Raw genomic sequence first — 19,265 nt, 5'->3', positions numbered from 1 at the left:
CACGCCCCGGTTTTTTTATGGATGAAAGTTGCGCCACAGACTGGCGACCCTATCGGGTTTAGAGATGAACTGAAAACGGGCAGGATGGTCGATAAACTGCTGGTAAATGGGCGCATCGGTAATGTCGAATTCGCTGTAGCGACGCGGCGTAATCACTTGTAAGCGCCCCGGCATATAGCGGTCGTTATGCTGCCAGACAATGTGGCTGTCCTGCACCAGCGGATACCACGCCAGTCCCTTATGCGCCCGCACGGCGTCGTACTCAAAGCCATATTCGCGATCGCACCAGGCCCCGAAGGTCAGCGGCTCGTTAACAGAGGCGGAAATCGTCGCGTGTCCCCATCCCGGCGGCACCAGCACTTTTTCGCCCGGCCCGGCAATCACCGCGAAACAGCGCCCCGGATCGTCTTCCACAAATTCCTGCATATAGATGATCGCTTTGCCCTGCCAAATTTCGTACAGCTCCGGCGGAGACCAGCCGCTGTGCTGGCTGATGCGGTGAATATGGCCCTGGCTGCGCACCGGTTCATCGCCCAACTGGCCCGCCGCATAGGTCACCACGCCGAACAGCAGCATGCGCTTTTGCAATTCTTCGCGATCCTGCAACCGCGCAACGTCCATTGCAATGGCATATACCGCTTCCGGCCCGCTACAGTCCGGGTTGCGCAGCGAGGCGCGGATCTGGTCGAGGGTACGCACTTCCGGCATTGGCCCAATCACATCTTCGCCGTAGCTAAATCCCAGCGGCTGATGGTGTACGGCCATATTCAGGCCGTACGTCGTGGTTGTATCAGCCATGTGGTACCGCCTTGATCCGCGCCTGCCCTTCTTCTTCCTTCACCCGCAATGCAAAGCCGTGCGGCAGCGAGGTATAGTCATGCCCGGCGATACTCGGCCACACGGCCAGCGCGCGCAGAGTTTGCGAGCCGGTGTTGATTAAGCGATGGGCGGTAAAACCAGGAATAATATGGACGGAGCCCGCAAAAACGGGTTCCGTCCACGCTTCGCCCTGCTCGTTTTGCATCAGCAGCATACCTTCGCCTTCCAGCCCGAAATAAACCTCGCCCTGTTCACGGCGCTGGTGAAAATGTCCGCGGGTCATAAAGTATTCGTGGCCCACTTTGCCGGGGTAAAGATGCGTGACGCCGACATACAGCTCGCCTTCACCGCCAGGAGTATCAAACATGTCGACATCATAAGCGGGTTGACTGGCAAACGGTTGGATTGCGTCGCGATCGGCGAAAACAGCGGTGAGATCCCCGAGACGGGTGGTTTTGCGGATCAGGGGGCCGTGACTTAGCGCACCCGTTGCCCAGGCAAGCTGGAAGGGTTGGATCAATAAATCATTCATGTTCATCTCCGGCCCGAGGAGAACAACAGCACAATCCTGGCAGATTAATCGATTAACCTGTAGTCGGCAGCGCGTAACCTGTTAGCCAGATCACAGATTCAGGGCACTAACGTGACTGGCTCTGGGCTTCCATTAACAGTGTGCAAGCCGCTTGCATGGCGATTTGCGGAGGAATGTTGCGGTCATGCCGATAGACGCGTTTTTCCATCACCCGCTTTATTTTCGATCTGATTCACAAAACACGTTTATTTTTTACCCTACCATCTTGTCATACAAGATATATTGCTTTGTATTACTTGCGCAATGGTGCGCTCGTTAAGGAAATCAGCCAATGTGTTCGCCATTCGTTAATACGCCTGTCGTTGTGGGTCAGTATCGCGCACTGTTGGGAGAAACCCCGATATGGTGCGTCAGAAGCCAGTCGCTGCTTTGGGTAGATATTTTACAGCAACGCCTGCTGCGCTACTGGCCTATGGAAAATCAACGTCTGCAAGCACGTGCGATGCTGCCCTTTACCAGCGCGGTATTACTGACCCAACTGCCAGAGACCTTTTTAATCGTTAGCCAATGTGGTATTCGCCTCTACGATTACGCATCAGGGGAGGTCGAACCTTACTGTGATTATCCCGAAACGGCGACGGGCACCCGGCCAAACGAAGCCGCAATTGCCCCGGATGGCGCGCTCTGGTTCAGTACCATGGACACCGCAGCGGAAAAAGCGCTGGGAAGCTGGTATCGGCTTGCCCGTGATGATAAAGCGCCGCAGCGCCTACTCAGCCAGCAATGGGTGCCCAACACGCTGCAATGGTATGGCGATCATATCTGGTTTGCTGATTCATTTCGCAAACGCTTTTACTGCGCCGATAGCCGCACCAACGCTCTGACTTCCGTTGCCGTTCATCCTGTTGAGGGTGTTCCGGATGGCTCCGCATTAACCACCGGGGGCCAATTGATTAATGCCTGCTGGGGCCAGTCCCGCCTGGTTCGCTATCAGCTTGACGGGCAGCACATCACCGAGCTGGATAGCCTGCCATTACCCGTTTTACAGCCGAGTAGCTGTACCTTCGGCGGCCCCACCCTTTCCGATCTGTATATCACTTCCGCGCGCCAGGGATTATCTCAGCCGTCAGAGACGGACGGCGCACTGCTACGTGTAGCGACAAGCTTAACGGGCACCCCCGCCGGTTATTTTCGACTTTAACAGCAGGAACGATCATGAACACTTCTTCCCACCCTTCCCCAATAAACAAGCAGACCATACTCGTCTGCTTCCTGGCCGCCCTTGCCGGATTGCTCTTCGGTCTGGATATGGGCGTTATTGCCGGCGCGTTGCCGTTTATCGCCGACGAATTTAACTTAACCAGCCACCATCAGGAGATTGTTGTCAGCATAATGATGTTTGGTGCCGCGCTGGGCGCATTGTGTAGCGGACCGATGTCTTCCTCTCTTGGACGCAGGAAAAGCCTGTTGCTGGGGGCAGTCCTGTTCGTAATAGGTTCTGTTGGCTGCGCCATCGCCACTAGCATGGGGTTCCTTTCCGTTTCTCGTTTTATCCTCGGTCTGGCCGTGGGCGTGGCGTCTTTTACCGCCCCGCTTTATCTGTCGGAAATCGCACCGGAACGGATCCGCGGCAGTATGATTTCGCTGTATCAGTTAATGATAACCATCGGCATTCTGGCGGCGTTTCTGTCTGATACTGCGCTGAGCGCAGGCGGGCACTGGCGCTGGATGCTGGGCATTATTACCTTCCCGGCGCTGGTGTTATTCGCTGGCGTGCTCACGCTACCGGAAAGCCCCCGCTGGCTGGCGATGCGCAACAAGAACGACCTCGCCGCCCGGGTGCTTAAACTGCTGCGCAACTCGGATCGTGAAGCCGCTGAAGAACTTAATCAGATCCGGGAAAGCGTAAAAATGAAGCAGCGCGGCTGGCAGCTCTTTCGCCATAACGCACACTTTCGCCGCTCGGCCTACCTTGGCGTGCTGTTGCAATTTATGCAGCAATTCACCGGGATGACGGTGATCATGTATTACGCGCCGAAAATCTTTGAGATCGCCGGTTTTTCCACCACGCGGGAGCAGATGTGGGGCACGGTGATTGCCGGGCTCACCAACGTTCTGGCGACGTTTATTGCCATCGGGCTGGTGGATCGCTGGGGACGCAAGCCTATCCTGAAGCTGGGCTTTGCCGTGATGGCGATCTGCATGGGCATCCTGGGATACATGTTTTATAGCGGTATCACGACGCCTGCTGAGCAATACGCTGCCGTCGCCGTTCTGCTGATCTTCATCACCGGCTTCGCCATGAGCGCTGGCCCGCTGATTTGGGTGCTGTGCTCAGAAATACAACCGCTGGCGGGCCGCGATTTTGGCGTGACCTGCTCCACCATGGCGAACTGGATAGCCAATATGATCATTGGTGCCACCTTCCTGACGCTGATCGACACCCTCGGCAGCCCGAACACCTTCTGGCTCTATGGCGTACTGAACGTCATCTGTATCGCGCTGACTTTTCTCTTCGTGCCGGAAACGAAAAATATTTCGCTTGAGCATATCGAACGCAATCTGATGCGCGGCGAGGCGTTACGCCATATCGGGCAGAAGCCGCATCACTCTCTCTCATCCAGCGCCGCCACGGTGAAATAATAAGTTTGAGGTATTCATGTCCAGTTCATTATTACCCCGCGTTGTCATCGTCACTGGCGCAAGCCAGGGCATTGGCTATGCCATTGCCCAAACCTTTCTTGAGCAGGGGGACATCGTTATTGGCTGTGCACATTCCGACATAGAAAACGCACCGCTCGCTGGGGCGCTGCTCGCCCATTACCCGAAACGTTTTTTTTATTACTCAGTCGATGTGACGGAAACCGCGCAGATCGCCCATTTCGTCAGTGAAGCAGAAGCGCTGTTCGGACGCATCGACGTCGTGATATCGAATGCCGGTAAAAATGTTTTCAGGGGTATCGATTGTTCAGAAAGCGACTGGTCGCATAATTTCGATCTGAACCTGCGCTCCCACTGGTTTCTGGCGAAATGCGCGCGCGGCGCATTACAAAAAAGCCGGGGCGTGATTCTGGTGATCACCTCGAATCACGCATTTTCAACTATGCCCGGCTGCGCGCCCTATAACATCAGCAAACGGGCGCTGCTGTCGCTGGTGCAAAGCCTGACGATTGAATGGGGCCCCGATATTCGCGCCGTGGGGGTCGCGCCGGGATTTATTGATACCGAGGGCAACCAGTCCTGGTTTGACTCGCACCCTAATCCGCAGGCGGTACGTGAAAAAACCATCAAAAAGCACCCGGTCGGGCGCATTGGCGAACCGCGCGAAGTTGGCGAATTATGCCTGTTTCTATCCAGCGCTAAGGCGGGGTTTATCGCCGGAACCACTATCGTCATGGATGGTGGCCGCAGTGCGATTATGCAGGATGAAGACGACGCCTGACTTCAGCCAAAAAAATGCCAGACAGACTGTCTGGCATTTTTATTTGATGACCCGGAACAGCGATTATTCGACTTCCCGCACGTCCATACGCAGCTCTTTTGGCACTTCGAAGACAATATTCTCTTCACGGCCCGTCAGTTCACGGGTTTCACCGCCGCCTAACGCCTGCAACCGCTTCAGGACGTTCTGCACCAGGATATCGGGAGCAGACGCCCCTGCCGTGACGCCGACGCAGGCCGCGCCTTGCAGCCACGACTCGTCAATATCGCTGGCATCGTCAATCAGGAACGCTTTTTTACCCATCCGCTGGGCCAGTTCCGCCAGGCGGTTGGAGTTGGAGGAGTTTTTCGACCCCACCACCAGCACCACATCCGCTTCCGCCGCCAGAGCGCGTACGGCTTCCTGGCGGTTAGTGGTGGCGTAGCAAATATCGTCTTTGCGCGGTCCGATGATTTTTGGGAAGCGGCTGCGCAGCGCGTCAATCACATCAGACGTGTCGTCCACAGACAGCGTGGTCTGGGTCATAAAGGAAAGATTACTGTCGTCTTTCACGGTAATCTTCAGCACATCTTCCGGTGACTCCACCAGGTACATGCCACCTTTCGGGTTGCTGTACTGGCCCATGGTGCCTTCCACTTCCGGGTGCCCGGCGTGGCCGATAAGAATGGCCTCTTCCCCACGACGGCTGGCGCGCGCCACTTCCATATGCACTTTGGTCACCAGCGGGCAAGTGGCGTCAAAGACCGTTAAATCACGGCTTTTAGCTTCGTTGCGTACCGCCTGGGACACGCCGTGCGCCGAGAAAATCAGGATCGCGCCGTCCGGCACTTCGCTGATTTGCTCGATGAAAATCGCGCCGCGCTCGCGCAGGCTGTCCACCACATAGCGGTTATGCACCACTTCATGGCGCACATAAATCGGCGCGCCGTAAATCGTCAGTGCGTTTTCGACAATGCTGATTGCACGGTCAACGCCAGCGCAAAAACCGCGCGTGTTAGCCAACAGGATCTGCATTCAACGTCTCCAGTACCGGATCAACCTCCAGTACGTCGATATCAAAATGAAGGGTCTGCCCGGCAAGTGGATGGTTGAAATCCACCGTGATGGAGTCGCCATTAATTTCGCGGATCACACCTGGCATTTCCGAACCATCCATGGCAGTGAATAACATGATTGCCCCGATTTCCGGCTCTCCGGCATCGATAAATTCCCGACGCGAGAAGTACTGGATCATGTCCGGGCTGGGAATGCCAAACCCGGATTCCGGCGGCAGCGTGAAGGATTTTTTCTCCCCCGCACGCATTTCCAGCAGCAGTGCTTCGAGGCCAGGGGACAGCGAGCCATCCCCCAGACGGAACAGAGCAGGTTTGCCGTTATTGCGGGTCGATTCCGCCGTGGAGCCATCTTCCAGCTTCAGCGTGAAGTGGACCAGGACGACGCTGTTGCTCTGTACGCTGTTACTCATGGCTTTTCTTTTCCCGGGCAGTTTTGTCGGACGAGACAAAGAAACCTTCCAGCACGATCAGCGCCGCGCCGACGCAGATTGCCGTGTCCGCCAGGTTGAAGGTAGCGAAATGCCAGTCGCCGACGTAGAAGTCGATCATATCGACCACAAAGCCGTGCCACAGGCGGTCAAACAGGTTGCCCAACGCCCCGCCGATGATTAAAGCATAGGCGATATTGTTGAGCTTCTGCGTCGCTTTGGCGCGATACATCATCACCGCCAGCACCACACAGATGCCGATAGCGATACCGGCAAAGAACCAGCGCTGCCAGCCGCCTTTATCGGCGAGGAAGCTGAATGCCGCGCCGTAGTTACGCGCATAATGCAGATTGAGCGACGGGAACAGGGACACCGTATCCCCCAGAGCGAAGTTCTGGAGGATAAGGTATTTACTGCCCAAATCGACAATCAGCACGACCACCACCAGCCACAGCCAGCGCAGCCCTGTTGAAAGGATCGGTTTACTCATCAGGCGAACTTACGTTTTTCGCCGTCACCGGCGACGTTGCTGATACAGCGGCCGCACAGTTCAGCGTGCTCCGCTACCTGGCCGACATCAGTGGTGTAATGCCAGCAGCGCTGGCATTTCTCACCATCGGCTTTACGTAACGCCACTTTCAGGCCTTTGAGCTGCTCGCTCTGCTGAGCCTCGGCGGACGCCTGTGCATACTCTTCAACCTGCGCCTCTGAGGTCAACAGGACAAATCGCAATTCATCGCCCAGCGCCGTGAGTTTCGCCGCCAGTTCCGGTTCCGCGTACAGCGTCACCGCCGCTTCCAGCGAGCCGCCGATGCGCTTGTCGGCGCGCGCCTGCTCGATGACTTTGTTGACTTCGCCACGCACTTTCAGCAGCTCGTCCCAGTAGGCATCGTTCATGGCTTCGTTACCGGCCAGGCTAAACAAGCCGTCGTACCATTCGCCGGTAAACACGTATTTTTCACGATCGCCCGGCAGGTAACCCCAGATTTCATCGGCAGTAAAGGACATGATCGGCGCCATCCAGCGTACCAGCGCTTCTGCGATGTGATACAGCGCGGTCTGGCAGCTACGGCGCGCCACGCTGTCCGCTTTCGCGGTGTACTGACGGTCTTTGATGATATCGAGATAGAACGAACCCATTTCTACGGAGCAGAAGCGCATCAGGCGCTGGACCACTTCGTGGAAGTCGTAGGCTTCGTAAGATTTCACGATATCTTCCTGCGCCGCTTTGGCGCAGCCTACCGCCCAGCGATCCAGCACCACCATGTCTTCCGGTCTGACGCTGTCTTTCACCGGGTCGAAGCCGTTGAGGTTCGCCAGCAGGAAGCGCGCGGTGTTGCGGATACGGCGATAGGCGTCGGCGGCGCGCTTGAGGATCTCGTCAGAAACCGCCATTTCGCCGGTGTAATCGGTCGATGCCACCCACAGGCGCAGAATGTCCGCGCCGAGTTTGTTCATCACGTCCTGCGGCGACACGGTGTTACCGATGGACTTGGACATTTTGCGGCCCTGGCCATCCACGGTGAAGCCGTGGGTCAGTACCTGACGGTACGGCGCTTTGCCTTTCATGGCGGTAGAGATCATCAGAGAAGACATAAACCAGCCGCGATGCTGGTCGGAACCTTCCAGATACATATCCGCCGCGTGGCCGGCAAACTCCGGACGCACGTCGACCACAGAGGCATGGGTTGAACCGGAGTCGAACCACACGTCCAGGGTGTCCGGCACTTTCTCGTAGCTGTCGGCGTCGTCGCCCATGATGTCGCGCGGGTCGAGATCCCACCACGCCTGAATGCCGTCCTGCTCAACGCGTTGGGCAACGGCTTCCATCAATTCCTGAGTGCGCGGGTGCAGTTCCTGAGTCTCTTTATGCACGAACAGCGACATCGGTACACCCCAGGTACGCTGACGGGAGATACACCAGTCCGGGCGGTTCGCCACCATCGACTCGATACGCGCCTGGCCCCAGTCCGGGATCCACTGCACGCTTTTGATTTCCTGCAAGGACTGCGCGCGCAGGCCTTTCTGATCCATGCTCACGAACCACTGCGGCGTGGCGCGGAAGATGATCGGGGTTTTGTGACGCCAACAGTGCGGATAGCTGTGCAGCAGTTTTTCAACGTGCAGCAACGCGCCTTTTTCACGCAGCAGGTTGACGATCAAATCGTTAGCTTTAAATACCTGAACGCCATCCAGCGTCGGGTAAGTGCCCGGCAGATATGCACCGTCCGGGCCTACCGGGTTAGCGGTTTCCAGACCGTATTTCTGGCCGATTACATAGTCGTCCGGGCCGTGGCCAGGGGCGGTATGCACCGCACCGGTACCGGCGTCCAGCGTGACGTGTTCGCCGAGGATGGCCGGCACGTCGAAATCCAGGAACGGGTGTTTGAAGCGCAGCAGCTCCAGCGCATCGCCTTTCACGGTGCCCAGCACGGTGAAATCGGTGATACCGGCGCGTTTCATCACGCTGTCTACCAGCTCTTTCGCCAGGATCAGCGCCTGGCCGTCAATCTGCACCAGCGCGTATTCGATATCCGCATGCAGGGAGATAGCGCGGTTAGCCGGCAGGGTCCACGGGGTCGTGGTCCAGATCACCAGCGAAACCGGGCCATTCACATTGCTGACGCCGAATTTGGCTTTTACCGCGTCGGCATCAACGGCGTTGAACGTCACGTCGATAGACGGGGAGGTTTTGTCGTAGTACTCGACTTCCGCTTCCGCCAGCGCAGAGCGGCAGTCCACGCACCAGTGCACCGGCTTGGCGCCTTTATGCAGATGGCCGTTGCCGATGATTTTGCCCAACGCGCGGATGATGTTGGCTTCAGTTTTGAAGTCCATGGTCAGGTACGGGTGCGACCAGTCGCCCAGCACGCCCAGACGGATAAAGTCAGCGCGCTGGCCTTCAACCTGCTCGGCCGCGTATTTGCGGCAGGCGGCGCGGAATTCCGCCGCAGACACTTTCTCACCCGGCTTGCCGATCAGCTGTTCGACTTTCAGTTCAATCGGCAGACCGTGGCAATCCCATCCCGGTACATACGGGGAGTCGTAACCCGCCAGCCCTTTGGATTTGATAATAATGTCTTTTAGAATCTTGTTAACCGAGTGACCAATATGAATGCTGCCATTCGCATAAGGAGGGCCATCATGCAGAATGAAGGTTTTTTTGCCTTTTTTCGCCGCACGGATGATGCCGTACAGGTCATCATCGGTCCAACGTGCCAGCATTCCCGGTTCGCGTTTGGCGAGGTCGCCACGCATCGGGAACCCTGTTTCCGGCAAATTCAGGGTAGATTTATAGTCACTCATTAGATTCTCGGTTCCGTATTTCGGTTTGATTAACACCAACAGGCCTAAAGCCGGCTAACTGGTCTTGTTTCCCATCGTCTGGCGGGTAACCCGCCCAAAAAATTCGCGGGCCGTTACGACATCCCTGGCGATTTGCGCTTTCAGCTCATCGAGCGAGGCAAATCGCTGCTCATTACGTATTTTTTTACGCAACACCACATCTATATGGCGTCCGTAAAGGTCCATTGCAATGTCTAACAGATGAACCTCAAGCTGCTGGCGCATTCCCTGCACCGTCGGGCGTGTGCCGATATTAGCAACGCCGGACAAAGGCGTATCACCCAGCCCCCTGACTTCAACCGCATAAACCCCTTTAACCGGGGAAACCTGACGACGCAGCGGTAAATTCGCCGTCGGGAAGCCGATGGTGCGGCCCAGCTCATCGCCGTGCACCACGCGACCGGAAATCATAAACGGATGGCCGAGCAGGCTTTCCGCCTGCGCCAGATCGTCGTCCGCCAGCGCCTGGCGCACCGCTGTGCTGCTGACGCGCACGCCGCCGTGGCAAAAAGTCTGGGTGCTGGTTACGTCGAAGCCATATTCCAGGCCAGCCTTTTGTAATAACAAGAAATCCCCCTGACGACCAGCGCCAAAACGGAAATCATCCCCCACCGCCAAAAAGTGTACGCCGAGGCGTTTCACCAGCAGATCGCTGACGAAAGTCTGTGCGGTCAGCGCGGCGAAGCGCCGGTCGAACCTGACGCACAGCACGTAATCCACATCCGACTCCGCCAGATATTTCAGCTTTTCACGCAGGCGGGTGAGCCGTGCGGGGGCTTTGTCCGCTGCGAACAGCTCCAGCGGCTGAGGTTCGAAAATCATCACCATCACGGGCAAATTGCGGCGGCGTCCTTCCTCGCGCAATCCGGCAAGCAATGCCTGATGGCCGCGATGTACGCCATCGAAATTACCAATTGTGAGGACACAACCACGGTGTTCGGAGGTCAGATTGTGAATGCCGCGTATCAGCTTCATGACAGGCTCAACAGGGTGAAAATCGTCGGATTATAGCGTGTACCGCTCTCAAGGTTAACCAACGATTGCAGATACCGCCCGGAAACCGGTTGTTTTAGCGCACTTAGCCTCAATCATAAGGAATTGCGGCAAACCTTTACTATTTTTGTCCCCGAAAGGCTGTATTCGCGCAACGCAAGCTGGTAGAATCCTGCGCCATCACTACGTAACAAGTGTCGCTTCATTAACGGCGCTTATTTGCACAAATCCATTGACAAAACGGGGCTAAGAGGGCATATTCCTCGGCCTTTGAATTGTCCATATAGATCATATTTGGGAGTTGGACCTTGGCTAATATCAAGTCAGCTAAGAAGCGCGCCGTTCAGTCTGAAAAGGCTCGCAAACACAACGCTAGCCGTCGTTCTATGATGCGTACTTTCATCAAGAAAGTATACGCAGCTATCGAAACTGGCGACAAAGCAGCAGCACAGAACGCATTCAACGAAATGCAACCGATCGTGGATCGCCAGGCCGCTAAAGGTCTGATCCACAAAAACAAAGCAGCGCGCCATAAGGCTAACCTGACCGCGCAGATCAACAAACTGGCTTAATCGCCCGCTGTTGTCGCTTTGTAAAAAAGACCCGCTTAACGCGGGTTTTTTTATGCCTGTTTCCCGCCTCAACGCCGCCTGCCTTATCACACTCTCTGCCAATCGGAAGGTTATTCGCTCAACCAGGTTGCGCGAAATAGCTTCATATCGATCACATATCTCTTTGATTTAGTCAAATTATCACCACCGAGGTGATATTCATCACACTTATTACGTCATTCGCCGCTTATAAATCGCTCAACAAATGAGTGAATTTTACTGGAGTTGCGTCATGACCTTCGATCTCAAAGAAACGTTATTCACCTTACTGTCGCTCGATGGTATTTCCGGCCACGAAACAGCGCTTGCCGATTATATGCAGCAACAATTCTCAGCGACTGCGCATGAAGTCTGGCGTGACCGGTTAGGGAATGTCGTTGCCCGCTACGGCAGCCAACACCCGGATGCGCTCAGAGTGATGGTTTTCGCGCATATGGATGAAGTCGGTTTTATGGTGCGAAAAATCGAATCTTCCGGCTTTGTGCGTTTTGAACGTGTTGGCGGGCCTGCGCAAATTACCATGCCTGGCTCACGCGTCACCCTGAATACCGAGCAGGGCCCAGTGCCCGGTTGTATTGGAATTAAAGCCTATCATTTCGCTAAAGCGGATGAGCGAACCCAATCTCCCCCTCTCGATAAGCTGTGGATTGATATTGGCGCGCAATCTAAAGCGGATGCCGAGCAAATGGGGGTCCGCGTGGGCACGCCCATCACGCTCTATAACCCCCCGCAACTGCTGGCTAACGATCTGGTATGCAGTAAAGCACTCGACGATCGGCTTGGGTGTACCGCGCTGCTCGGCGTGGCGCAGGGTATTGCACGCAAGCCGTTAACCATTGCCCTGTATCTGGTCGCTTCCGTTCAGGAAGAGTTCAACATTCGCGGTATCGTCCCGGTGTTATCACGAATCAAACCAGACCTGGCGATTGGCATTGATATTACACCGTCCTGCGATACGCCCGATCTGCATGATTACTCCGATGTGGTCGTAAATCAGGGCGTGGGTATTACCTGCCTGAATTATCACGGCCGCGGCACCCTCGCTGGCCTGATTACCCCGCCACGGCTTATCGCCATGCTGGAGCAAACGGCCCGCGAAGCCGCCATTCCGGTCCAGCGCGAGGTGGCACCCGGTGTGATTACCGAAACGGGATATATCCAGGTTGAGCAAAACGGTATCCCCTGCGCCAGCCTTTCACTTCCCTGCCGCTACACGCATTCACCCGCCGAAGTCGCCAGTCTGCGCGACTTAGGGCATTGCATCGATTTACTGACGGCTCTGGCGCAGCAGCGCCCTGAGTCATTTCCCATTGAGCCCATCCCGGGCACCCTTCAGGAGCACCCTCTGTTATGAAAAAGATCCTTGTGGCATGCGGTACTGGCATGTCGACCTCAACCATGATTGCCCAAAAGCTTCAGAACTATCTGGCGCAACAGGGCATTCCCGCTACTACCACGCAATGCTGTCTGAGCGAAATCCCGCTCAATTGCCGGGGCGTCGATCTGATCGTGACGTCCATGAAAACCACCACCGATTATGGCGTGCCCACGCTGAATGGCGCGGCGCTGTTGACCGGTATCAACGATGACGCGCTGAAGCAGCAAATTAAAGCGCTGCTCAATAACTAGCGATGATAAGGAGGCGTTATGTTTGACTACATTTTGTCTCTTGGCGGGACGGTGTTTGTTCCCATCATTATGATCTTAATCGGTCTTATCTTCCGTATCCCGGTGCTTCAGGCAGTGAAAGCCAGTGTTACGGTGGGCATTGGTTTTGTCGGAATGGGTTTGGTTATCGTCATGGCGATAGATAGCCTGAACCCACCGATAAAAATCATGATCGAACGTTTTGGTCTGAATCTTCATGTGCTTGATGTGGGGGCTGGCCCGGCCTCTGGCGTCGGGTATGCCACGGCAATTGGTGCCATCATTATTCCGGTGATTTTTTTACTCAACATCGGCATGCTGCTGACCCGCCTGACCAAAACCATGAACGTGGATATTTATAATTACTGGCACTTTGCGATTACCGGCACCGTCACGCAGCTGATGACCGGCAGCATGATTTATGGCGTGCTGGCGGCAATTTGCCATGCCGCGTTGTCGTTGAAAATGGCTGACTGGAGCGCCCGTCGGGTACAGAGCATTGTTGGACTGGAAGGGATATCCATCCCGCAGGGTTATGGTTCCAGCTCCGTTCCGCTGTTTGTTTTACTGGATACGTTATACGACAAAATTCCGTTCCTGAAGGGGCGAAACATTGATGCCAGCGAACTTCAGAAACGTTACGGCATGGTAGGCGATCCCGTCATTATCGGCGTGGTACTGGGGTTAATTTTCGGGCTCGCGGCGGGTGAAGGCTTTAAAGGCACCGCCACGTTAATGATCACGGTTGCCGCAATCATGGTGCTGTTTCCACGTATGATCCGCCTGATTGTTGAAGGGTTGCTGCCCATTTCGGATGGCGCTCGCCAGTTTTTCCAAAAGCATTTTCATGGCCGGGAAGTCTATATCGGGCTGGATTCAGCCGTGACGCTAGGTCACCCGACCACCATCGCCGTCGGCCTGCTGTTAATCCCCATTATGTTGATTTTCGCCAGCATCCTGCCCGGCAATAAAGTTCTGCCGCTTGCGGATCTGCCCGTCGCGCCGTTTTTTATTTGTATGGCAACGGTGATCCATCGCGGTGATTTATTGCGCACCTTGATCAGCGGCGTGATCGTCATGGTGACCGTACTGCTGATCGCAACGCAATTTGCGCCTTACTTTACCGAGATGGCGCTAAAAGGCGGCTTCAGCTTCGCGCAGGACGGTGCGCAAATCAGCGCGCTGTCTGTCGGCAATATGTTTGGCTGGTCAATCGCCGAAATCATGTCATTGGGAGCGATCGGCGTAGTGGTTGCTGCCGGTTTGACGGCAACGGTAGTCCTGATTTTACGAAAACGTGAATTGTCGGAATAAGGAGTCAGTAAATGAGTTGGCTTAAAAGCGTTATAGGTACTGAAAAAGCGGTCATTGCCATGTGTCATCTGCGAGCGTTGCCGGGCGACCCGGGATTCGATCACCAAAAGGGGATCAACTGGGTTATCGATCGCGCCCATGACGATCTGATGGCGCTACAAAACGGCGGCGTCGATGCGGTGATGTTTTCTAATGAGTTTAGCCTGCCCTACCTTACCAAAGTGCGGCCTGAAACCACGGCGGCAATGGCGCGGATCATTGGACAACTGATGTCGGAAGTCCGCGTACCTTACGGTGTGAATGTACTGTGGGACCCCGTCGCCTCCTTCGATTTAGCCATGGCGACCGGCGCATCATTCATCCGGGAAATCTTCACCGGCGTTTACGCCAGCGATTTTGGCATCTGGGATACCAATGTCGGTGAAACCATTCGCCATCAGCACCGGATCGGCGCAGGCCACGTGAAGACCCTGTTTAATATCGTGCCCGAGGCGGCCGTGTATTTGGGGGATCGCGATATCTGTTCCATCGCAAAATCGACCGTGTTTAACAACCATCCCGACGCGTTATGCGTATCCGGGTTAACTGCCGGGGCGAAAACAGACAGCGCCGTATTAAAGCGCGTGAAAGAGACCGTACCGGATACGGTGGTGCTGGCCAATACCGGCGTTTGCCTCGATAACGTGGAAGAACAGTTGACCATCGCTGATGGATGCGTCACCGCAACCTGGTTCAAAAAAGACGGTATCTTCGCCAACTTTGTCGATCAGGAACGGGTAAGCCGCTTTATGGAGAAAGTGCACCAGATAAGGCAGTAAGAAAGGGATAAGCAAACGCTTATCCCCCGGGGCGCTCCCGCTGTCTTCGCCAAAAGTACCGGCGGGAGCGTTTTAACCATACCCACTCTGGTAAGGGAGTCAATGCGCCATGTTGAATGATGTGAAATGGGTACAAGCCTGCCGGGAAGCCGCCGACTGGAGAGAAGCCGTAGCGATTGCGGTGGACCCGCTGATCGTTTATGGCTCGGCGCAAGCCGCTTATCTGGAGGGCGTGATGACTAATACGCTGGCCTGGGGGCCTTACTATGTTGTAGCACCCGGGATCGCGTTACCCCACGCCCGGCCTGAGCAGGGCGCAATACATAACCAGATTGCCGTGACGACGCTTCAGCAGCCCGTAACGTTTGGTCATGAAGACTGCGATCCGGTCTGGCTGCTGATTGCGTTAAGCGCAACGGACGCCGAACGCCATATCGCCACAATTCAGCGCATCAGCCAATGGCTGGAAGACGATGCGTTTATCGCGGCGCTGCGTCAGGCTAAAGACGATCGCGCCCTGTTTCAGCTTTTAAAGCAATCGCTCACCAGGAGTGAATGATGATTTTGCATCCTTCTCTCGCTTCCGCTGACCCGCTTCATCTGTATCAGGCAATAAGCCAGTTTGAGGAGAGCCCCATTGGCTCATGGCACCTGGATATTGAAGACACCAGCTTTATATCGAATATTACTTTTGGTATGAAAACCGTCCGGAGTGTCTTTGAAGCCACGCGGCACCCGCTCTCTTTTCATTTGATGGTCGCCAACCCCTGGCCGTGGTTTCGGGCATTATCGCCGTATAAGCCCGCATGGATTTTTGTTCATGCAGAGACGCTGAATAACCCTGCGGAAGCGCTGGCGGCGATCCGCGACACCGGTGCCCGCGCAGGCCTGGCGTTAAACCCCGCTACACCGCCTGAGCCTTATGTTTATCTCAAAGAACACCTTGACGGCTGTCTGGTGATGACCAGCGAGCCGGATGGGCACGGACAATGCTTTAACCCCTCGTTAATCGACAAAGTCGCGGCCTGCGCGGGTTATTTCCCTGAGGCAGCCTGCTGGGTTGACGGAGGGATCGCTGAACCTGCTATGGCGTTGCTCAAACAGGCAGGCGCAAAACATCTTGTTCTGGGGCGCGCGTTATTTTCCACTAATGACCCCGCGGCCAGGCTGGAACACTTCAGGAGTGCGTTACATGGATGATCGCTCTCAAACCCGCCCCGATCGCATCCAACAGATGCTGCATTATCTCTGGCAACATCGCCGTCTTTCATCCAGCCAGGCCGTTGAACTGTTTGGCTATGCCCATGCCACGGTGCGACGCGATTTTCATTTTATCGCCAGCCATTATCCGGGGATGGTGCGCCGTCATGGATGGCTGGAATTCGACAGCAGCACTTCAGATAAAGAATACGTTTTTGATTTAAAAAACAGCCTGCAAAGCCAGGCGAAACAGGAAATCGCGATCGCAGCACGAGCCATGATCCACGATGGCGACTGCTTTATCCTGGATTCAGGGTCGACCTGTCTCGAACTGGCTAAGCGGTTGGGCGATGTCCAGGCCAAAGCCATCTCTGTGGATATAAAAATCGCCAATCAACTGGGCTGTTTTAATAATGTTGAAAGCTATATTATCGGGGGAATGGTCCGCCCGGGCTATTTCTCAATCGGAGAGAGCCTGGCGCTGGAAATGCTTAATGCGTTTTCGGTGGAGCGCGCCTTTTTATCCTGCGATGCGCTTTCGCTCGAAGCGGGTATCACCAATGCCACCATGTTTGAAGTGGGCGTTAAAAGCCGCATCATTCAGCGCGCCAGAGAGGTGATATTGCTGGCGGATCATGGGAAGTTTGACAAGGTGGAGCCGCACAGAGTGGCCACGCTGTCATGCATTAAAACGATTATTACCGACAGCGGGTTAGCCAGTGACGTGATGCAGCGCTATCAACAGGCAGGCATTCAGATTATTCGCGCCAAAGGAGAGCGGTAACAGCACCGCTCTCCGGGCCTGTTAAGGCGTAACAAACAAGGAGGAATAGTCGCGGTTACAGATGCGCTGCACCGCCGGATGCTGGATCATGCGCTCAGCAAAAATCGCGTGATACTCTTCCATCACATTATCAATCCGGCCAATCTCCACGACCGTTTTATCGTCGAAAAAGTCCTGGGTATAGAGCGTCGGCGCGACAAAAATCGCATTATGGGCGCAGCCGAAGGCTTTCATCAGCGCGGCATCGTCAAACTCACCCAATATCTCGATATTCAGCGCCTGGGAGTTAAGCCAGTTCAGCACCTTACGGCCAAGCATTGAACGGCGGCCAGGAATAAGCAACCGGCGCTCTTCCAGACAGGCAGGAAACGGCTTTTCCGGCCCTGGCGTCTGACACCAGAAACTGACGCCGCACTCGCCGATTTTGACCGAAAACAACCCTTCTTGCTGGGTGGAGTCGATGGGGCAATCCGAAATAATCATGTCCAGCTTATGCTGGCTGAGCTGCTCCAGAAGCATTTCATGGGTGGATTCAAAACAGCGTAAATGGATCTGTTCATCTTCCACCACCGCAGCATCCAGCACGCCGCTGACCAGGCGTTTCGAGAGCGCATCGGCTACGCCCACGTCAAACAGCAGGTGCGATTCCTTGCGATAGTTGACGATATCAAGCATCTCCTGGCTGAGCGTAAACATGCGGTCGGCGTAGCGGAACACCAGTTCCCCCAACTCGCTGGGCTCAATGCCCCGCCCTTTGCGCTTGAACAGCTTGCCCTGCAGTCGCTCTTCTAACGCTTTAATCTGCCCGGTGATGGTTTGCGGCGTCAGATATAGCGCTTCCGCCGCTCCCACAACCGACCCTTCCTTATACACGTGCCAAAAGTAGTAAAGGTGGTTGTAATTGATGTGTGACATATCGCTTTCGCTCCCTGATTGATAGTGATGTTCGGCAAGAACGCTTCCATGTGTTTTTTGTTCAGGCACGAAGCGCCGCGCCTGAATATCGTATCCGTAACAGGCCGTAGCCTACGATTGCCGCCAGTAGCGAGCCGATAAGAATGCCCAGTTTTGCCCACGTAATGAACGTGGGATCGGCATGGCTAAATGCCAGGGTTGCGATGAAGATGGACATGGTGAAACCGATGCCGCACAACACCCCAACCGCCATAATCTCCTTAAACGTGGTCCCCTCAGGTAGCGAGGCCAGCTTGAGTTTTAACGCCAGCAGGCAAAATAAACTGATGCCTAAAGGCTTTCCAATAAACAGCCCGGCAATAATGCCTAACGGCAGCAGGGACGTCAGTCCTTCCAGCGTGACGCCCTGAAGCGAAACGCCCGCATTGGCGAAGGCAAACAGCGGCAGGATCAAAAACGCGACCCACGGATGCAGTATGTGCTCCAGCTCCCGGGCCGGAGAATGCCCTCTCTGCACCTTCAGCGGAATAAAGAAGCCGATGATCACCCCCGCCAGGGTGGCATGAATGCCGGATTTCAATACTGCCGTCCAGAGTACGACGCCCACCAGAATATAAATACCGGTGCGGCGAACATTTAGCAGATTGAGTAGCGCTAACACCGTAATCGCACCTGCGGCCACCAGTAACGACAACATCGAAAGCTGATGGGTATAAAACAACGCAATGATGATAATCGCGCCTAAATCATCAATGATCGCCAGCGCCATCAGGAACACTTTCAGTGCAGGTGGCACCCGCTTGCCCAGTAAGGCCAGTACGCCTAATGCGAACGCGATATCCGTCGCTGCCGGGATCGCCCACCCTTCACGGGTTGCCGGGTCCTGGAAATTGAACAGCAGGTACACCGCTGCCGGGATCGCCATTCCGCCTATGGCGGCAATAGCCGGGAATGCAGCCTGACGGCGGCTGGCCAGGGAGCCCTGCAATAGCTCCCGCTTCACTTCCAGCCCGATCAACAAAAAGAAGATCGCCATCAGCGCGTCATTAATCCACAGCAGCAAATTCTTTTTAATTTCCAGTGCCCCAAACTTGATTTCTACGGGCGTACTAAGAAATTGCTGGTATCCTGTATGGGTACTTTCGACGTTCGCAAGCAGCATGGCCATGGCCGCAGCGATGATTAAAATGACGCCGCCTGATGCTTCGTTAGCCAGAAAACGTTGAATCAATTTTGACATGCCTAACTACCTCAATAATTCCATATCTTCTTTTAAAATACGATATATTTTCCATCCTACCTCACACAAAACTTCGTTAAAATCAGATTATTTCGCCATTAAAAGTCGAAAATACCGATCAA

At 55.1% G+C, this 19,265-nt stretch carries 20 protein-coding genes and 1 pseudogene; 11 read left to right on the top strand and 10 right to left on the bottom strand.

Annotation, left to right across the window (positions count from 1 at the left end; translation table 11 throughout):
- Window positions 1–15: 15 nt before the first annotated feature.
- Together ACVV26_RS03180 and ACVV26_RS03175 are read right to left on the bottom strand one after the other, a co-directional pair.
- Window positions 16–798 carry a glucose-6-phosphate isomerase family protein gene (locus tag ACVV26_RS03180; protein ID WP_474799944.1) on the bottom strand — a complete coding sequence of 261 codons (783 nt, stop codon included), beginning with the start codon at window positions 796–798 and terminating at the stop codon, window positions 16–18.
- On the bottom strand, window positions 791–1,351 hold the full coding sequence (locus ACVV26_RS03175) for a glucose-6-phosphate isomerase family protein (RefSeq protein ID WP_474799942.1): 561 nt from the start codon (window positions 1,349–1,351) through the stop codon (window positions 791–793). Before ACVV26_RS03175 ends, ACVV26_RS03180 begins: the two co-directional genes overlap by 8 nt.
- A gap of 331 nt (window positions 1,352–1,682) precedes the next feature.
- Here ACVV26_RS03175 and ACVV26_RS03170 point away from each other — a divergent pair, with 331 nt between their 5' ends.
- From ACVV26_RS03170 to ACVV26_RS03160, 3 genes are read left to right on the top strand one after another with little or no spacing between them, the layout of a single operon-like run.
- Window positions 1,683–2,552: an SMP-30/gluconolactonase/LRE family protein gene (locus tag ACVV26_RS03170; protein WP_474799940.1), complete on the top strand. Its 870-nt coding sequence runs from the start codon at window positions 1,683–1,685 to the stop codon at window positions 2,550–2,552.
- Window positions 2,553–2,566: 14 nt separating this feature from the next.
- Entirely contained in the window at window positions 2,567–3,994 is a 1,428-nt protein-coding gene (locus tag ACVV26_RS03165; RefSeq protein ID WP_474799939.1) for a sugar porter family MFS transporter, read from the top strand.
- 16 nt (window positions 3,995–4,010) lie between these two features.
- The gene (locus ACVV26_RS03160) at window positions 4,011–4,793 is read left to right on the top strand and encodes an SDR family oxidoreductase (RefSeq protein WP_474799937.1); all 783 of its coding nucleotides are present in this window, start codon (window positions 4,011–4,013) and stop codon (window positions 4,791–4,793) included.
- Between the two features lie 63 nt (window positions 4,794–4,856).
- Here the strand turns inward: ACVV26_RS03160 and ispH are convergent, their stop codons facing one another.
- From ispH to ACVV26_RS03130, 6 genes and pseudogenes are all read right to left on the bottom strand, one after another.
- Window positions 4,857–5,807, bottom strand: coding sequence for a 4-hydroxy-3-methylbut-2-enyl diphosphate reductase (gene ispH, locus ACVV26_RS03155; RefSeq protein WP_474799935.1), 951 nt, complete (start codon window positions 5,805–5,807; stop codon window positions 4,857–4,859).
- Complete coding sequence (gene fkpB, locus ACVV26_RS03150) at window positions 5,788–6,258, bottom strand: FKBP-type peptidyl-prolyl cis-trans isomerase (RefSeq protein WP_474799933.1); 471 nt, start codon at window positions 6,256–6,258, stop codon at window positions 5,788–5,790. The genes ispH and fkpB overlap by 20 nt, the downstream gene beginning before the upstream one ends.
- Window positions 6,251–6,766 (bottom strand): signal peptidase II, encoded by a 516-nt coding sequence (gene lspA, locus ACVV26_RS03145; RefSeq protein ID WP_312982808.1) that lies wholly within the window; start codon window positions 6,764–6,766, stop codon window positions 6,251–6,253. The genes fkpB and lspA overlap by 8 nt, the downstream gene beginning before the upstream one ends.
- Entirely contained in the window at window positions 6,766–9,582 is a 2,817-nt protein-coding gene (gene ileS / locus ACVV26_RS03140; RefSeq protein ID WP_474799931.1) for an isoleucine--tRNA ligase, read from the bottom strand. Before ileS ends, lspA begins: the two co-directional genes overlap by 1 nt.
- 54 nt (window positions 9,583–9,636) lie before the next feature.
- Window positions 9,637–10,596, bottom strand: coding sequence for a bifunctional riboflavin kinase/FAD synthetase (gene ribF, locus ACVV26_RS03135; protein ID WP_474799930.1), 960 nt, complete (start codon window positions 10,594–10,596; stop codon window positions 9,637–9,639).
- Between the two features lie 140 nt (window positions 10,597–10,736).
- A pseudogene (locus ACVV26_RS03130) lies at window positions 10,737–10,820 on the bottom strand (DUF2575 domain-containing protein); the annotation flags it as partial.
- Window positions 10,821–10,922: 102 nt separating this feature from the next.
- Here ACVV26_RS03130 and rpsT point away from each other — a divergent pair.
- From rpsT to ACVV26_RS03090, 8 genes are all read left to right on the top strand, one after another.
- Complete coding sequence (gene rpsT, locus ACVV26_RS03125; protein WP_125293123.1) at window positions 10,923–11,186, top strand: 30S ribosomal protein S20; 264 nt, start codon at window positions 10,923–10,925, stop codon at window positions 11,184–11,186.
- Between the two features lie 271 nt (window positions 11,187–11,457).
- Entirely contained in the window at window positions 11,458–12,579 is a 1,122-nt protein-coding gene (locus tag ACVV26_RS03120; RefSeq protein ID WP_474799928.1) for a M42 family metallopeptidase, read from the top strand.
- Window positions 12,576–12,854: a PTS sugar transporter subunit IIB SgcB gene (sgcB, locus tag ACVV26_RS03115; RefSeq protein ID WP_474799926.1), complete on the top strand. Its 279-nt coding sequence runs from the start codon at window positions 12,576–12,578 to the stop codon at window positions 12,852–12,854. The genes ACVV26_RS03120 and sgcB overlap by 4 nt, the downstream gene beginning before the upstream one ends.
- Before the next feature lie 18 nt (window positions 12,855–12,872).
- On the top strand, window positions 12,873–14,186 hold the full coding sequence (sgcC, locus tag ACVV26_RS03110) for a PTS sugar transporter subunit IIC SgcC (RefSeq protein ID WP_474799925.1): 1,314 nt from the start codon (window positions 12,873–12,875) through the stop codon (window positions 14,184–14,186).
- An 11-nt stretch (window positions 14,187–14,197) separates the two neighbouring features.
- The gene (sgcQ, locus tag ACVV26_RS03105; RefSeq protein WP_312982814.1) at window positions 14,198–15,004 is read left to right on the top strand and encodes a BtpA family protein SgcQ; all 807 of its coding nucleotides are present in this window, start codon (window positions 14,198–14,200) and stop codon (window positions 15,002–15,004) included.
- A 109-nt stretch (window positions 15,005–15,113) separates the two neighbouring features.
- Window positions 15,114–15,563: a PTS sugar transporter subunit IIA gene (locus ACVV26_RS03100; RefSeq protein ID WP_474799923.1), complete on the top strand. Its 450-nt coding sequence runs from the start codon at window positions 15,114–15,116 to the stop codon at window positions 15,561–15,563.
- Window positions 15,563–16,204: a beta/alpha barrel domain-containing protein gene (locus ACVV26_RS03095; protein ID WP_474801707.1), complete on the top strand. Its 642-nt coding sequence runs from the start codon at window positions 15,563–15,565 to the stop codon at window positions 16,202–16,204. Before ACVV26_RS03100 ends, ACVV26_RS03095 begins: the two co-directional genes overlap by 1 nt.
- Window positions 16,197–16,988, top strand: a complete 792-nt coding sequence (locus ACVV26_RS03090; RefSeq protein ID WP_474799922.1) for a DeoR/GlpR family DNA-binding transcription regulator — start codon at window positions 16,197–16,199, stop codon at window positions 16,986–16,988. The genes ACVV26_RS03095 and ACVV26_RS03090 overlap by 8 nt, the downstream gene beginning before the upstream one ends.
- Window positions 16,989–17,009: 21 nt before the next feature.
- On the opposite strand, the gene nhaR is transcribed toward ACVV26_RS03090, so the two are convergent.
- Together nhaR and nhaA are read right to left on the bottom strand one after the other, a co-directional pair.
- Window positions 17,010–17,903, bottom strand: coding sequence for a transcriptional activator NhaR (gene nhaR, locus ACVV26_RS03085; protein ID WP_312982817.1), 894 nt, complete (start codon window positions 17,901–17,903; stop codon window positions 17,010–17,012).
- A gap of 61 nt (window positions 17,904–17,964) precedes the next feature.
- On the bottom strand, window positions 17,965–19,143 hold the full coding sequence (gene nhaA, locus ACVV26_RS03080; RefSeq protein ID WP_474799920.1) for a Na+/H+ antiporter NhaA: 1,179 nt from the start codon (window positions 19,141–19,143) through the stop codon (window positions 17,965–17,967).
- Window positions 19,144–19,265 lie beyond the last annotated feature (122 nt).

It is taken from the genome of Atlantibacter sp. MEI4A-1023, from assembly GCF_056155425.1.
Note: the sequence above shows the minus strand (reverse complement) of the source record. Positions and strands in the feature narration are given on the sequence as shown.

What these genes read in the sequence shown, in the direction of transcription:
- lspA (WP_312982808.1), bottom strand. Translation starts at nt 6,766, where the DNA reads ATGAGTAAACCGATCCTTTCAACAGGGCTGCGCTGGCTGTGGCTGGTG.
- ACVV26_RS03180 (WP_474799944.1), bottom strand. Translation starts at nt 798, where the DNA reads ATGGCTGATACAACCACGACGTACGGCCTGAATATGGCCGTACACCAT.
- fkpB (WP_474799933.1), bottom strand. Translation starts at nt 6,258, where the DNA reads ATGAGTAACAGCGTACAGAGCAACAGCGTCGTCCTGGTCCACTTCACG.
- nhaR (WP_312982817.1), bottom strand. Translation starts at nt 17,903, where the DNA reads ATGTCACACATCAATTACAACCACCTTTACTACTTTTGGCACGTGTAT.
- ACVV26_RS03100 (WP_474799923.1), top strand. Translation starts at nt 15,114, where the DNA reads ATGTTGAATGATGTGAAATGGGTACAAGCCTGCCGGGAAGCCGCCGAC.
- sgcC (WP_474799925.1), top strand. Translation starts at nt 12,873, where the DNA reads ATGTTTGACTACATTTTGTCTCTTGGCGGGACGGTGTTTGTTCCCATC.
- ribF (WP_474799930.1), bottom strand. Translation starts at nt 10,596, where the DNA reads ATGAAGCTGATACGCGGCATTCACAATCTGACCTCCGAACACCGTGGT.
- ACVV26_RS03120 (WP_474799928.1), top strand. Translation starts at nt 11,458, where the DNA reads ATGACCTTCGATCTCAAAGAAACGTTATTCACCTTACTGTCGCTCGAT.
- nhaA (WP_474799920.1), bottom strand. Translation starts at nt 19,143, where the DNA reads ATGTCAAAATTGATTCAACGTTTTCTGGCTAACGAAGCATCAGGCGGC.
- ACVV26_RS03090 (WP_474799922.1), top strand. Translation starts at nt 16,197, where the DNA reads ATGGATGATCGCTCTCAAACCCGCCCCGATCGCATCCAACAGATGCTG.
- ACVV26_RS03160 (WP_474799937.1), top strand. Translation starts at nt 4,011, where the DNA reads ATGTCCAGTTCATTATTACCCCGCGTTGTCATCGTCACTGGCGCAAGC.
- ACVV26_RS03095 (WP_474801707.1), top strand. Translation starts at nt 15,563, where the DNA reads ATGATTTTGCATCCTTCTCTCGCTTCCGCTGACCCGCTTCATCTGTAT.
- ACVV26_RS03170 (WP_474799940.1), top strand. Translation starts at nt 1,683, where the DNA reads ATGTGTTCGCCATTCGTTAATACGCCTGTCGTTGTGGGTCAGTATCGC.
- sgcQ (WP_312982814.1), top strand. Translation starts at nt 14,198, where the DNA reads ATGAGTTGGCTTAAAAGCGTTATAGGTACTGAAAAAGCGGTCATTGCC.
- ACVV26_RS03165 (WP_474799939.1), top strand. Translation starts at nt 2,567, where the DNA reads ATGAACACTTCTTCCCACCCTTCCCCAATAAACAAGCAGACCATACTC.
- ispH (WP_474799935.1), bottom strand. Translation starts at nt 5,807, where the DNA reads ATGCAGATCCTGTTGGCTAACACGCGCGGTTTTTGCGCTGGCGTTGAC.
- sgcB (WP_474799926.1), top strand. Translation starts at nt 12,576, where the DNA reads ATGAAAAAGATCCTTGTGGCATGCGGTACTGGCATGTCGACCTCAACC.
- ileS (WP_474799931.1), bottom strand. Translation starts at nt 9,582, where the DNA reads ATGAGTGACTATAAATCTACCCTGAATTTGCCGGAAACAGGGTTCCCG.
- ACVV26_RS03175 (WP_474799942.1), bottom strand. Translation starts at nt 1,351, where the DNA reads ATGAATGATTTATTGATCCAACCCTTCCAGCTTGCCTGGGCAACGGGT.